The 13,381-nt window shown below is 65.7% G+C and carries 16 protein-coding genes; 6 read left to right on the forward strand and 10 right to left on the reverse strand.

Annotation, left to right across the window (positions count from 1 at the left end):
• Positions 1-9 precede the first annotated feature (9 nt).
• The 8 genes from ABIB14_RS08815 to ABIB14_RS08850 all read right to left on the reverse strand — a co-directional run bounded on the left by ABIB14_RS08815 (position 10) and on the right by ABIB14_RS08850 (position 5,803).
• Positions 10-900 carry a carbohydrate ABC transporter permease gene (locus tag ABIB14_RS08815; protein ID WP_354235498.1) on the reverse strand — a complete coding sequence of 297 codons (891 nt, stop codon included), beginning with the start codon at positions 898-900 and terminating at the stop codon, positions 10-12.
• Positions 897-1,934, reverse strand: coding sequence for a carbohydrate ABC transporter permease (locus ABIB14_RS08820; protein WP_354235499.1), 1,038 nt, complete (start codon positions 1,932-1,934; stop codon positions 897-899). Before ABIB14_RS08820 ends, ABIB14_RS08815 begins: the two co-directional genes overlap by 4 nt.
• Before the next feature lie 6 nt (positions 1,935-1,940).
• Positions 1,941-3,221 carry an ABC transporter substrate-binding protein gene (locus ABIB14_RS08825; RefSeq protein WP_354235500.1) on the reverse strand — a complete coding sequence of 427 codons (1,281 nt, stop codon included), beginning with the start codon at positions 3,219-3,221 and terminating at the stop codon, positions 1,941-1,943.
• A 258-nt stretch (positions 3,222-3,479) separates the two neighbouring features.
• Positions 3,480-4,091, reverse strand: a complete 612-nt coding sequence (locus ABIB14_RS08830; RefSeq protein ID WP_354235501.1) for a hypothetical protein — start codon at positions 4,089-4,091, stop codon at positions 3,480-3,482.
• On the reverse strand, positions 4,088-4,651 hold the full coding sequence (locus tag ABIB14_RS08835; RefSeq protein ID WP_354235532.1) for a hypothetical protein: 564 nt from the start codon (positions 4,649-4,651) through the stop codon (positions 4,088-4,090). The genes ABIB14_RS08830 and ABIB14_RS08835 overlap by 4 nt, the downstream gene beginning before the upstream one ends.
• Positions 4,652-4,791: 140 nt before the next feature.
• Positions 4,792-5,160: a hypothetical protein gene (locus ABIB14_RS08840; RefSeq protein ID WP_354235502.1), complete on the reverse strand. Its 369-nt coding sequence runs from the start codon at positions 5,158-5,160 to the stop codon at positions 4,792-4,794.
• Positions 5,157-5,348, reverse strand: coding sequence for a hypothetical protein (locus ABIB14_RS08845; protein WP_354235503.1), 192 nt, complete (start codon positions 5,346-5,348; stop codon positions 5,157-5,159). Before ABIB14_RS08845 ends, ABIB14_RS08840 begins: the two co-directional genes overlap by 4 nt.
• A complete protein-coding gene (locus ABIB14_RS08850; RefSeq protein WP_354235504.1) occupies positions 5,345-5,803 on the reverse strand; it encodes an Asp23/Gls24 family envelope stress response protein in 459 nt (152 codons plus the stop codon). The genes ABIB14_RS08845 and ABIB14_RS08850 overlap by 4 nt, the downstream gene beginning before the upstream one ends.
• Before the next feature lie 317 nt (positions 5,804-6,120).
• On the opposite strand from ABIB14_RS08850, the gene ABIB14_RS08855 reads away from it, so the two are divergent.
• From ABIB14_RS08855 to tatC, 4 genes are all read left to right on the forward strand, one after another.
• Entirely contained in the window at positions 6,121-6,381 is a 261-nt protein-coding gene (locus tag ABIB14_RS08855) for a hypothetical protein (protein ID WP_354235505.1), read from the forward strand.
• A gap of 200 nt (positions 6,382-6,581) precedes the next feature.
• Positions 6,582-6,761: a hypothetical protein gene (locus ABIB14_RS08860; RefSeq protein ID WP_354235506.1), complete on the forward strand. Its 180-nt coding sequence runs from the start codon at positions 6,582-6,584 to the stop codon at positions 6,759-6,761.
• 317 nt (positions 6,762-7,078) lie between these two features.
• The gene (gene tatA / locus ABIB14_RS08865; RefSeq protein ID WP_354235507.1) at positions 7,079-7,351 is read left to right on the forward strand and encodes a Sec-independent protein translocase subunit TatA; all 273 of its coding nucleotides are present in this window, start codon (positions 7,079-7,081) and stop codon (positions 7,349-7,351) included.
• A 48-nt stretch (positions 7,352-7,399) separates the two neighbouring features.
• A complete protein-coding gene (gene tatC / locus ABIB14_RS08870; protein WP_354235533.1) occupies positions 7,400-8,194 on the forward strand; it encodes a twin-arginine translocase subunit TatC in 795 nt (264 codons plus the stop codon).
• A gap of 259 nt (positions 8,195-8,453) precedes the next feature.
• Here the strand turns inward: tatC and ABIB14_RS08875 are convergent, their stop codons facing one another.
• Together ABIB14_RS08875 and ABIB14_RS08880 are read right to left on the reverse strand one after the other, a co-directional pair.
• The gene (locus ABIB14_RS08875) at positions 8,454-9,395 is read right to left on the reverse strand and encodes a ferritin-like domain-containing protein (RefSeq protein WP_354235508.1); all 942 of its coding nucleotides are present in this window, start codon (positions 9,393-9,395) and stop codon (positions 8,454-8,456) included.
• A 343-nt stretch (positions 9,396-9,738) separates the two neighbouring features.
• Positions 9,739-11,169 carry a dihydrolipoyl dehydrogenase family protein gene (locus tag ABIB14_RS08880; RefSeq protein ID WP_354235509.1) on the reverse strand — a complete coding sequence of 477 codons (1,431 nt, stop codon included), beginning with the start codon at positions 11,167-11,169 and terminating at the stop codon, positions 9,739-9,741.
• A 182-nt stretch (positions 11,170-11,351) separates the two neighbouring features.
• Here ABIB14_RS08880 and ABIB14_RS08885 point away from each other — a divergent pair, with 182 nt between their 5' ends.
• Together ABIB14_RS08885 and ABIB14_RS08890 are read left to right on the forward strand one after the other, a co-directional pair.
• Positions 11,352-11,924 carry a class I SAM-dependent methyltransferase gene (locus ABIB14_RS08885; protein WP_354235510.1) on the forward strand — a complete coding sequence of 191 codons (573 nt, stop codon included), beginning with the start codon at positions 11,352-11,354 and terminating at the stop codon, positions 11,922-11,924.
• A 729-nt stretch (positions 11,925-12,653) separates the two neighbouring features.
• The gene (locus tag ABIB14_RS08890; RefSeq protein WP_354235511.1) at positions 12,654-13,313 is read left to right on the forward strand and encodes a hypothetical protein; all 660 of its coding nucleotides are present in this window, start codon (positions 12,654-12,656) and stop codon (positions 13,311-13,313) included.
• Positions 13,314-13,381 lie beyond the last annotated feature (68 nt).

The raw sequence follows: 13,381 nt of genomic DNA on the forward strand, positions 1-13,381 counted from the left end.
ACGTCCCCGTCACTTGACGGCGCCGGCGGTCAGGCCTGCCACGATCTTGCGCTGGAAGACCAGCACCAGGATCACGAGCGGGATGGTCACGATGGTTCCCGCCGCCATGATCGCCGTGTAGGGGATCTGGTTGGGCTGCGCGCCGGCGAAGCTGGCGATGGCGACGGTGACCGGCTGAGTCGCGTCGCTGGACAGCTGGCTGGCGATCAGGAATTCATTCCACGAGGAGATGAACGCCAGGATGGCCGTCGTGAAGATGGCCGGGGCCGCGAGCGGCATGATCACCTTCCGGAAGGCCTGGCCCTGGGTGCAGCCGTCCACCCGGGCCGATTCCTCGAGCTCCCACGGCATTTCGCGGAAGAACGAGGTCATGGTGTAAACGGTCAGCGGCAGTACGAACGAGATGTTCGGGATGATCAGGGCCTGATACGTGCCCATCCAGCCGATGTTGGTGAACAGCTGGAACAGCGGGGTGATGAGGGCGACGCCGGGGAACATCGAAGCGCCGAGGATAAAGCCCAGTACGAGGTACTTGAACCGGAAGTTCAACCGGGCCAGCGCGTAGGCGGCGAAGACGCCGATGAGCAGCGACACGAGAGTCACCACGGCGCCGATGAACACGCTGTTGAGGAGCGCCTGGCCGAAGTGGTTCCCGAAGGAGGTATCGAACGAGGTCTTGAAGTTATCCAGTGTGACGTGCGTCGGCAGGATCGAGGTGTCGTAGGTGAAGCCGACTTCGCGGAAGGCCGTCACCACCATCCAGTAGGCAGGGGCCAGGCACCAGATGAGGACCACTAAGGCACTGATGTAGGTCCGGCCCTGGGCCAATTTCTCCCGGTTCTGGGCGGTCTTGCGACCCTGGTCCTGCTGCGCGCGCAGCTCGGTAGCGGCTGCGGTCATTTCTTCCCCTTACTTGCACCGGTCTGCTGCTCCACAACATTCGCGCCCAGGAACCGCACGAAGATGAAGGCGACAAGGAAAATGATGATGAACGTGATGGTGGACAGCGCCGCCGCCACGTTAAAGCCCTGCCTGATCTGGTTGATCACCAGGATGGACAGCGTGGTGGTGTTGTTTGCCCCGCCGGTCAGGATGTACGGCAGGTCGAACATCCGTAGCGCATCAAGGGTGCGGAAGAGGATGGCCACCATGAGCGCCGGCTTGACCAGCGGCAAGGTGATCATCCGGAACCGCTGCCAGGCCGAGGCGCCGTCAACCTTGGCCGCTTCGTACACCTCGGCCGGAATCATCTGCAGGCCGGCCAGGATCAGCAGCGCCATGAACGGCGTGGTCTTCCAGACGTCCGCAATGATGACCGCCCATTTGGCCGGCCACTCGCTGCCGGTCCAGAGGATGGTTGCGTTAAAGAGCTTGTTGGCGATGCCCTCGAAGGCGAAGATGAACAGCCACAGCTTGGCCGTGACGGCGGTGGGGATGGCCCACGGCACCAGCACGGCGGCACGGACCAGGCTGCGTCCCCGGAAGGTGCGCGCCATGATGACGGCCATCCAGAAGCCGAGTACGGTCTCCAGGGTCACGGTCACAATCGTGAAGAAGAACGTGGTGGCCGTCGCTGACCAAAACTGGGACCCTAGGGTGCCCGGCGGGCAGGCAACAGTCCCGCCGCCGCCGGACGCGCACTGCTGGGCGATCCAGTGGACGTAATTCGTGATTCCCGCCGGACCGCCCGCGGCGAAGAGGCCGGTGGCAGGATCCAGGCCGGCGTCGGCCTGGAAGGACATAAAGATGGCGCTGACGATCGGGTAAACGATGACGACGGCCAGCGCAATGATGGTGGGGGCCAACAGCCAGGACGCCCACTTGCTCTGGCTCGCAATGACGTTGTCCTCCCCCACTCCCTTGGGCGGGCGGTGGAATTCTGTCCCGCCCGACGCCGGCTTCTTAACCGGCGTCGGGCCCAATTCGGTTGCCATTTTGGACTACTTTGACTGGGTTTCGATGGACTTCTGCATGTCGGACAGCGCTGCGTCCACTGACTTCTCGCCCTTGATGGCGGGGTATGCATTGTCCTGGATGGCCTTGGTGACGGCCGGGTAGAACGGGGTCACCGGACGCGGGACAGCGTTCTCGATCGAAGTCTTCAGTACGGGCAGGTACGGCAGCTTGGCGACCAGTGCCGGGTCGTCATAGAGCTTGGTCAGCACCGGGGCGAGAGACCCCTGCGTGGCGAAGAACTTCTGCGTTTCCTCCGTGGTCAGGAACTTCAGGAAGTCCAGCGCGGTGGCCTTGTTCTTGGAGTAGACGCTCACGCCGGCGCTGTGGCCGCCGAGCGAGGAAGCGCCGGGGCCGGACTTGCCCGGTAGTGCCGTCATGCCGAGCACGGTCTTGACCTTGGAAGATCCTTCGCTGACGGCCAGGTTGTAGACGTATGGCCAGTTGCGCAGGAAGAGGAGCTTGCCGTCCTGGAACGCCTGCCGCGATTCCTCTTCCTTGTAGGTGATGGCTTCCTTGGGGATGTTGCCGTCTGCATAGGCTTTGGCAAGGTTGCCAAGGCCTGCCTTGGCGGCATCGGTGGTCAGGCTCGGCTTGCCGTCCTTGTCCAGCACGGAGCCGCCGGCGGAGTTGATCGCCTCGGAGGCGTTGACCGTGAGGCCTTCATATTTCGAGAACTGGCCGGAGTAGCAGCCCATGTTGTTGGTCTTCGCGATAGAGCACATGCTCATCATTTCGTCCCACGTCTTGGGCGGCGTGGGGACCAAGTCCTTGCGGTAGTAAAGGATGCCGCCGTCGGAGGATTCCGGCGCGGCGTACAGGGTGCCCTTGTAGGAAGCGGCGTCGAGGGTCGGCTTCAGCATTCCGGCCGTGTCGAGCGCCATCTTGTCCTTGAGCGGCTGGAGCCAGCCCTTGGCGGCGAACTCCGCGGTCCAGACGACGTCAACGCTGACCACGTCGTAGTTGGTGTCTTTGGCCTGGAAGTGCTGGACGAGGTCGTCGTGCTGCTGGTCGGCCTGGTCGGTCTGCTCCTTGAAAGTTACCTTCTCATTCGGGTGCGCCGCATTCCACTTTTCGATCAGCGGCCGGACCACGTTGCTGTTGTCCTTGCCCTGGACGTAGGTGATGGGACCCCGACCGTCCAGGTTGGCCGCGGCGTCGCCGCCTCCCGCGCTGCTGCTGCCACCTCCGCCACCTCCACAGGCCGAAAGGGAGAGGGCCAGGACACCGGCCGCGGCAACGGGCAGTAGATACTTACGGGTTTTCATACTGGTGCTCCTCGCTGAGTACCGGATGGGACCGGCGGTGCAGTTGGTGTGGTGGGCATCACACTAGCGAGGGAATGGCGGGAAATGCAAGCGTTTACATTAAACCTTATGCCAACGGAAACCCGTGGCGGTGGTGGCCGGCGCCCCGGTGCGCAAGGCCCGGCGCGGAACCAAGGCCTGCGGGGCTCATGTTCCTGCCGGGGTCGAATTTTCCAAAAGCGCGCCTGCCGGCGTGCCGTCCTCTGGCGTGGGTTCGGGTCAGCGGACGCGTTCGGCGCGGCCGAACCTGGACCTCGCGCCGGACCCGATATGGATGAGCACCGGCGTGCGTTTGCCGAGGACGGCATCCAGTGCCTCCACGAGGGCGGAAATCTCCGCGGCCAGGATATGCGGGGCTACGCCCTGGCGCGGCTGCACCCTGATCCGCAGGGACGGCTCGCCGCGAAATTCATAGGTGGCCACCATGGCGCCGGCCAGGTCCGGGCGGTCGGCCAGCGCCGCCTTCAGCGCCTGCTCGGCCACGCCGCCGCCGATCCGGACGCTGCCGGGTACCTCGCCGGCGTCCTCTTCGACGACCAGCAGGTTGGCGCGGCCTTTGCCTTGTTGAGCCAGCCAGGCCACCATGAGCCCGATGACTACCATCAGCAGGACCACGATGACAATCCACAGCCAGCTCTCCGGCCGTCCGGGGAAGCGGGTTCGTTCAAACAGCCCGCGGACCGTTGTCCACACCTGACCGGACCAGCCCTGCCACCAGCTCCCGACCGCGGGCACCGTGGCCAGCAGGACCAGCAGGGCACCGATGACCAGGAGCTTGGCGCCGAGAATACCGATCAGGATGCGGTTGAGGAGTCGGGGGGTGCCGTTCACGCGCCGATCACCCCCGAGGTGGCCAGGTTGACGCGGACGTCGGGCAGGGGTGATGGCGCCATTTCGCGTAGCTCGGCCTCGACGGCGGCCTGCACAACCGCCTCGTGGAGCGGCACCCCGGAGGTCGGCCGGATGTTGACCAGCACATGGCGCCTGGCGACCACCACCATCACCTGTTCCCGCGTCACATTGGCGGCCAGCCGGGCGCGCCGGGCTAGCGCCGCGGCGATCACTTCGTCGTCCACCACGACGGCGGCACGCGGGTCGGCGAGCACGTGCCGTGCACGCCGTCCGGGCAGCACTGCGTTAAGGAAGAAGAAGAGCCCCACTGCCAGCAACACGGCACCGACGACACCGAGCAGCAGCGGGGGGATTCCGGCCGGGAGCGCCGTGAGCCACTCCGCGGCGATTTGCGGATCAACCAGCCACGGCGGCTGGCCGACGGCCCGCACAGCGGTTTCAAGCAGGGCGTAGCCGCACAGCACAATGACCAGGACTGCGGCGATGACGGCCGCGGACGCCCGGGACGAGCTGGTCTCCCGTGCCAGGACGGTCTCCATTCCGGCCGCGCCGGAGCCTCCCTCAAGGCCGGTACCGGCCTTGAGGGAGGCGCTGTCGACGCCGTTGGCGTGGGAGCCGCGGGCTTGCGGGCCAGGGTCCTGGGACCCGGCGCCGCTGTGATGTCGTTCGGCGGCGTGGCTCACCGGACCCGCCCTCCGTCGCTAATGATGGCCCCGCTGATGCGGATGTCCACCCGGCTCAGCTGGGCGCCGCTGAGTTCCATGACGCGGTGCAGGATCCGCGCCTTCGCGGCCACCGCCCGGTCCCAAATGGGGCCGCCGAAGCCGGCGACGTGCGCCGGGTCCCCAAGCACCGAGGTGAGCGACGGGACTACTATCGGCGTGACGAGCGACAGCGCCAGCAGGCCGTCGTCGTCGGTCCAGTCGGCCCGGACGTCCTGCGGAGGCACGCCAAGGGCTTCGGACGCGGCGGCGCGGGCAACGCTGGTGAGGGCCTGGGTGCTGATCCGGTTGTGTCCGGCCAGCAGGCGCCCGGTGGCGCCGCTCATGAGGAGGAACGCCGACCGGTAACGGCGTCGAACACGCTGCGCAGGTCCAGTTTCCCTTCCGCCGCGCGGCCCAGCAGGGCTCCGACGGCCATGAAGAGCAGGGACCCCAGGAAGCCCCAGACCCCGAACGCGAAGGACATAAAGGCTAGGAAGGCGCCGGCGGCAACGCCGACTACTGTCAGGTTCACTGGAGCGCTTCCCGAACCGGCCGCGCCTCGACGGCGGCCGGCAGCTTGGGCGGGCCGGGGACGAAGACGTCATGGATCTCAATGTTCACTTCGATGACCTGTAACCCGACAAGCTCCTCGACGGCGGCGTAGACGGCGGCGCGGATCTGGTCCGCCAGCGGATGCAAAGGGGTGCCATAGAGCGCCACGAGGTCAATGTCCACGGCCACCTGGGTCTCGCCGACCTCAGCGCGCACCCCGACAGCGTGGTCCGAACTGCCGACCGCGTCGCGGATGGCGCCCAACGCCCTCGACTGCCCCGTCCCCAGGGAGTACACCCCAGGGACCGCACGGGCGGCGATGCCGGCAACCTTGGCGACGGCGGCTTCGGAAATGACTGTGCGGCCGGTCGCGCGGAGCGCTCCGGGCAGGGCGGTCTCTAGGCCCGGTGCGGACTGAGGATTCTGGTACTCCATGAGGCACTCCCCTTCTCTTTGACACCACCCTAGCCCTTAGGGCCGACTGCCGGGCCAGACATGCGGTCAACGCAGCATGCCGTGCCGCCGGGTTGTGCCCATTGGGTCAGACGGAGCCCTCCGCACAGTCGGCCCCCGTTGTCAGGTACCTTCCACGTAATCCCCTGTGATAATTGAGGTAGTCGGTACTGGTGTGACTCCTGAGGCAAACTTCTAGGCTGGTTTCTGCGCGGGCACCGGAACGGAGGGTCAAGTTGGGGGCTCTTCCGGAAGATCCGGGCCCGCGCGAAAGCACTTTCTGCGCAAGGAGCAGTCCGATGGTCCTATCCGCCGTAAAACCAGCACACCCGCAGCGGGGCCGCCTGGCCCGGGCGCTCGGGCAGGCCGCACACCGCCTCCAAGAGGCACGCATCCCGTTTAGGGCCGGTCAGATCGTGGTGGGAGATGACCCCTTTAACGGACGCAGGGAGGGCATCGTCGTGGTGATCCGCTCGCCCCATTTGGGGATTCGGGTCCCCGGCACGCCGGCGGGGAGCCTGATGTTTTTTGACCACCGGAACGTCCGGTATCCCGAATAGCCTCCCTGCCCGGCTCGACGGCCGTCGGCGCGGTCCCGGGCAGGGCAGCTGCCGCCACCGCGTAATACGGGTTTGTTATTTCCTCAACGCTTCTCTTGGCAATCCGATCCATCCTGGCCACACCCCTATTCGTTGCGCTCCGGTGCACTGCCCCGGAGCTGGCAGACCATCCTTTGCGTGCGCGGCGTCGAATAACGGGCATGAACTATTACAGCCCGGCGGCGCAGGAACGGGCCAGGGACGCCGCATATGATGCAGTTGAAAAGGTGCTGACAAGCATGTTTGCACCGTTGAGCAGGCAGGTCCTGGCGGCACGGTGGAACCAGGCGGTTGAGGCCATGGCCAAACACCTTGAAGCGCAGGACAACGGCACGGAATAAGCTGAGCGGCCATCCCGCAGGGAAACCTGACCGGGCTTGCGTTGCCGGTGGCCGTCCTTAACAGTCCCGGGCCCGGTTCCTTTGAAATGAGCAAGCAGGTCCAGCGCTTGTGGAGGTACCGCCCCGGTGTGCTTAGCCTGGCAGCTTGGTCGCTGCTGGGGTCGATGGTGCCGGGGTGACGCCGCCGAAGGGTGCGATCGGACGGCGTCAGGGCAGGCGCACGACGCGTTGTTCCTGCCCGTTGGTGTTAGACCGTCAGCAGGGGGACATTGGGTTTGGTTCGACGTAAGATTCGCTCAAGGGAAGGGACGTCCGTCATGAGGCTTGAGGGCTGGCATCTGATTATCATCATCGTTCTTGTTTTGGTCCTTTTCGCTGCGCCGAGATTGCCGGGAATGGCCCGCAGCCTGGGCCAGTCGATGCGGATTTTTAAATCTGAGGTTCGCGAAATGAAGAAGGATGACCCTCCCGTAAAGGGCCCGGTCGCCGCCGATGCCGTAGAAGGTGAGGCCGTGAACCGACCGAAGTCCACGGGAGCCGGTAGCAGCGCCGTCGGCGGTACCGAGACTCCGCCGCCTACCAGCGTCTGAGATGCCATGGCAGTCAGCAGCAGCCGCCGGTCCAACCCCGAGGGGCGGATGGCCCTCCTCGATCACTTCAAAGAGTTGCGGAACCGGCTCTTCAAGTCCGCGATCGCCGTCGTCGTAGGAACCGTCGTTGGTTTCTTCGTATACCAGCCGATGCTCGCGGCGCTAATCAAGCCGATCCGCGACCTGAATGAGCATCAGGGCCGGCAGGCCTCGCTGAACTTCGACGGCGTGGCGAGTTCCTTTGACCTGATGATCCAGGTGTCCGTGTTCCTGGGCCTGATCGTGGCGAGCCCGGTCTGGATCTACCAGCTCTGGGCCTTCATCGTGCCCGGGCTGCGTAAGAAGGAGCGGCGCCTGGCGCTGTCCTTTGTCGCTGCCGCGGTCCCGTTGTTCGTCGGGGGCGTGCTGCTCGCGTGGCTGGTGCTGCCGAACGCGGTGCGGGTGCTGACCGACTTCACGCCCTCGGGCGGCTCCAACTTCATCAGCGCCCAGGTGTACCTGTCCTTCGTGTTACGCCTGCTGCTCGCCTTCGGCATTGCCTTCCTGCTGCCCGTGGTGTTGTTCGGGCTGAATTTAGCCGGCCTGGTCAAAGGTGCGCAACTGCTCAAGAGCTGGCGGATCACCGTGTTCCTGGTCTGCCTCTTCGCCGCGATGGCAGCGCCCGGCGCGGACGCGACCAGCATGTTCTACCTCGCCGTGCCGATGCTGCTGCTTTTCTTCACCGCGATCGGACTGTGCGTACTCAACGACCGGCGGCGCGAGAAGCGCGCCGCCACGGCCGCCGCCGAGACCGAAGCCACCGCCGACCAGGCCACTCCGGGCCCCGACCTACAGAACCTGTAAACCCGCGGTGTCCGGGCCGGAGGCAGGGGCTTCCTGCCAGGCCCTCGCGCCGGCTATCCGAAGCGTCAGGTGGCTGTGGGGAGCCTATGCCACACCGTTGCAAACGGTAACCGGCCAATCCGGCAAGTTGTCTTTCATCGCGAGGTGTGTCATCGGGGCCACCAGGCGGGGTCCGTTCCCCCCGCGCAGGGGAGGCGACACCCTTTCCGGGTGCCGCCTCCGGTGATTCCGGTGTTTCTCTTGGTGGGTGTTGGGTGGGTCAGGCGTTGTTGGCGCTGGTGTTGATCTCGCCGTTGACGCCGTCGGGGAAGAATCCGCCCTCGGTTGCTTCCTCGGGGGTGAGGTAGGCGATGTTCAGAACCTGTCCGGGACTGCGGCTGAAAGCGATGCCGTTGGCGTCGGTGGGGACGAGGTTGGCGGTTTCTTTGGTGCCGATGCCCTGGTCGAGGTCGGTGGGTCCGTCGAGGCTGTCCCGGGCATCGGAGATGGCCTGGGCGGGCCCCTGCAGCCCGAGGGCGTAGAGGGTGGTTCTGATGATGCCGGCGTGGTAGGCCTCAACGGCGAGGATGCCGGCAGCGGCCTCAAGGTAGGTTTTGTTGTCGATCAGCGGGGCTGCTCCTTTGTAGGCGGTGACCCCTACGTCCTCGAAAATGAACGCGCCCAGGAGGAAGCTGGTTTCATCGGCGAAGGGGTTGAATTTTTGGCCTTTCTTGATCAGGCCAGCGGCCATGGCGGCAGCAGTGAAGCTGGCCTCCAGGTCGATTTGCGGTCGGGACACAGCCGCGCCTCCCAGCGCGGTGCGGAGGAATTTGACGTGGGATTTTTCGTCGGCGGCGATTTCCTTGGCGTATTTTTCGATTAGGCTGCCGGGCTTGAAGGGGACCTTCGCGCCGCCGGTGACGCCGCCCATGCGACCCTTGCCGTCCGTGAGCCCTTCATCCAGGCCGCGGCCCGTGACGGCACGGAGGTAGAACTCCGCTTCGAGGTATTCCAGGTTCAGGGCAAAGTTCAGGATCGCCCCGTCGCTTGGTGCGCCGTGCATCTTATCTTTGTCCTTGGACGCTTGGGCCGGTGCGCTGGTAAGCAGGGCCGCGGCACCGCCGATTCCCGCGATCCCGGCGGCCCGGAACAGAATGCGCCGGTCCAAAGGATTTTCGGCGCTCCGGTTTAGTGCTTCGGTGATGAATTTTTGGTCGAACATCGGTGTGCTCCTGTCATGAGTGCATTTTTGAGACCATGACATTCCGGAGGGTACTCCCGCCGGATCCCCAGACGAAATAGCCACCGCAAATTGCTGCAGGCTGGCCCGTGATGGTGACACCGTTGATTCGTTGTGATCTGCATCATGGATGGGTGGCCGCGAAACCTTTTCACTCCGGCGCCGCGCAGGAGATCGACTCCCCCGCGGACGCTCCGAGCACGGCGGCGGCCAAAATCACCTGGCCGACCAAGGTACGGAACATCGGTCGGCCGGTAGCCGAAGAGTTTCCGTCTGGGTAAAGCGTCCGGGTGCTACCGGTGATTTCCCAACAGGTTAGCGCCGGTTACCGGTCCCTGCGGTGATTCTCAGGCATGTCCAGCCGGTGGCGCCGGAACCAGACCAGCGCTGCCATGGCCCGGCGTGCCACGGGATTAGCCAGGCGCTCCCTGACGTCGGCGACGGCGGCATTCCAGACCCCGTCCGAAAAGGTGGGGTAGGGGTGGGTTGTTCCGGCAAGGTCAGAGGTGGTCATCCCTTTCTGGACTGCCAGGGTCAGTTCAGCCAGGGACTCCCCGGCCCGCGGGCCGACGATCGTGCCGCCCAGGATTTTTCCGCGCCGGTCCACGATCAGGCGGGTGAACCCGCCCGTGGAGTCCTCCGTCACGGCCCGGTCGACATGGTGATGCCGCACAGTCCGGGCGCGGTGCTGCAGGCGGGCGTCGGCGGTGGTGAGCCCGACGGCGGCCACCTCCGGGGACGTGAACGTCACCCGGGGCACGGTGCCGCTGACCCGGCGTTTGAGCCCGAGGACCGCGTTCGAGGCCGCTACCGATGCGTGCACGCCGGCCAGGTGGGTGAACCGGGGGTTGGCGGTCACATCCCCCGCGGCCCATATGAGCGGGTTGGAAGTGATCATTCGGGTATCCGTGATCACCCGGCCCTCCGTGTCCAGGCTTACCCCGATCCGTTCCAGGCCCAGTCCCGCGGTCCGCGGCGTGCGTCCGGTGGCCAGCAGAACGACGTCGGCGTCCACATTAGCGCCGTGCGCAAGCAGGAGCCTGCACCCGGCGTCGGTGCTGACCGCGTTCTCGACGGTCGTGTTCTCCAGGATGCGGACACCATCAGTCTCCAGGGCCTCCCGGACGAGGCCGGCGGCGTCGGGGTCTTCCCTGGGGAGGATCCGGGAGCGGACGATCATGGTGACCTCGGATCCGAGCCGGGCGAAGGCCTGTCCGAGTTCGCAGCCGATCGGGCCGCCGCCGACAATCGCCAGCCGCCGCGGCAGGGTGTCGAGTTCCCAGATCGTCTCCGAGGTCACGGTGGCGCCCGGGTCCAGGCCCGGGATGCCGGTGCTGACCGGCGCCGCGCCGGTGGCGATCAGTGCCTGCCGGAATCGGATCGTCCTGCCGTCAGCCTCGGCCACCCCGGGGGCGCGGAACCTCAGCGTGCCCTTGATGACCTCAACGCCGGCGGCTTCGAGTGCCTCAGGGGAGTCGACGGGTTCGATGGTGTCGATGGCGGCGAAGATGCGTTTCCGGACTGCAGCGAACTCCGGTGCCTGCCCGGTCAGTGCGCGCGCTGTGACGGCGTGACCGGCTGCCGACAGGAGGGTCTTGGACGGGACGCATCCGGTCCACAGACAGTCACCGCCGGTGCGGGCCTGTTCGACCAGGACGGTCCGCGCTCCGAATCCGGCCGCCGTCTTGGCGCCCACGATCCCGGCGGTCCCGCCGCCGACCACCAGAAGATCAATGATCCGGTTCCCCACTGCCATGATGGACTCCTTGTGAGTGACGTTGCATGCCTGACATTTGCGCCCGACGGTCCGGTCTTGCGCGACCGTGCCGCTGCGGCGGAACGAACCTGAAGGAGCCTGCCATCGGCGATAAATACACGCTGTTTGCCCCGTTTTATGATCTGCTCTCGGGCGAATACCCTGTCTATCATGCCGGACGGGTGCTAGGCATCGATGCCCTGGCTCCCACCACGGGCCAGCAGGTGCTGGACATCGGCTGCGGAACCGGACTGAATTTTTCGCTGCTGCAACAGCGCGTTGGTACCTCCGGGGCCATCGTCGGGATCGACCGCAGCGCCGAAATGCTCCACCAGGCGCGGCGCCGCGCCCAGGCCCGCGGCTGGAATAACGTGATCCTGCTCCAGGCAGACATGGTGCTGCTCGATCCTGGGACCATCGCTGCCCGCATCCAGGAGAGCGGGGGAGCCGCGGCTTCGGATGCAGCCCTGGCCACCTACTCGCTGTCCCTGATGGGGGACTGGCAGCAGGCCTGGACGAACATGAACAGGCTGCTTTCCGCAGACGCCCGGATCGGGGTCGTTGATATGCAGGACCCGGTGGGATGGGCCCGATGGTTCACTCCGCTGGCACGACTGGCCTGCGCGGCGGGCGGATCCGACATCACCGCCGCCCCCTGGCAGGCCGTCGAGGAACGATGCGTCGATGTCATGCGCGCCTCGGCCCGGGGTGGCCACCTCCAGATCCGGGCCGGAAAGAGAACGGACAACGAATAGGCAGTGTCCTCGACGCTGGCTGGAGCGGGTGCCACCAGCAGTCGACAGCTCAAATTCACCCCTGCGCTGGGGCAAGAACTGCCAGGTATCTTCGGACGCGACGACGGGGAGCCCGGCACCTTTCTAAGCAGCTCCTGCTCAGTCGTCGACGGCGGCATTGTTTCCCCCGACCGGATCAGAAGCGGAACACGGCTTCAGGCGATACCGGGGGAACATTGTTCAGAGCGTCATAAACGGCCGCAACGAGGCCGTCGGTGTGGGCGACTTGACCAGGAACCAGGTCAGGGTTTCGATCCATTCATTGGGGTGGCCGAGGTTGCATCCGTGCGGAGCGCCCGGGATGACGCAAGATATCGTGCAGTGCACGGCGGGCCAGTGCCTCATGGGTGCACTGGCCGGATCCTTCGCACGGCACGGTGGCGTCCCCCTCCGTGGAGGATGAGTGCAGGGACGGTAACTTTGGTGAGACCTGCGCTTGCCAGTCCTCTGCTCGTGCCGACACCCTCAGGACTCTCCCGACAAGGCTCTCCAGGGCAGCGGTTCTCCCCCTATGTCCACCCCGTCCACCCCCGGTCCGGCCGGCCCGGGATGGGCCAGGCATACGCCGATTGGCAAACGCCAAACGCCAAACGCCATTCGCGACCCGTCCGTGCTCAATACCCCAGCGAATACTCTGTAGGAAGGCTCTTAGGAATTTTTAGGACCGAGCATGTCTGGAAAGGTTTGTACATGAAAAGCAGGAGCTGCGCCCGCACCGCCTGTATGGCCTGGTTCGGGGCCGCGGGCCTCTGCGCGGTGCTGCTGGCCGGCTGCGCTGCGGCCCCGGGAGCCGGCGAGGCCCCGGGGGCGGGTCACCCCGCAGCCGTTCCGCCGGTATCAGCCGCCGCCCGCGACGCGGTCTCCGGCGGTTCCCCATCTCCGTCATCACCTTCGGACGGCTCGACGGCGACACCTACAGGTGCACCCTCGGCCTCAGCAAAAATGGTCTGCGGAGACGAAACCCGGTCCAATATTGCCCGGATCCTGTCCCTGTCCGGGCCGCCCCGGACCACCGACACCTGGGCAGACATGCTCTATACCTGCACGTACGCGCTGGCGTCGGGCCCGTTCGTGCTCTCAGTGAAAGAGGCACCGAATCCGGCCGACGCGCTTGTCTACTTTGATGCACTGCAGCAGAGAACTCGTGCCGCCCAGCCCATCGAAGGCATGGCGAATCTGGGTTTCCCGGCTTTTCAGACACCGGACGGGGCGGTGTCCTTCGTCAAGGACAACTTCGTCCTGACAGTAGACGCGACGGCCCTGCCTGTGAACCTTGGCCCACATGGAGTTAGCCCCAGCGCCTTCGCCTATGAGGTGGCTACCTCGGTCCTGGCCTGCTGGTCCGAATAGCGCTCCGCGTCAAGGGCCCGGCAAAAGGGCCCGGTAAAATAGATCGTTCAATCTTCCTCCCATCCGTG

The sequence above is a fragment of the Arthrobacter sp. UYEF3 genome (assembly GCF_040546245.1).
Taxonomy (GTDB): domain Bacteria; phylum Actinomycetota; class Actinomycetes; order Actinomycetales; family Micrococcaceae; genus Arthrobacter.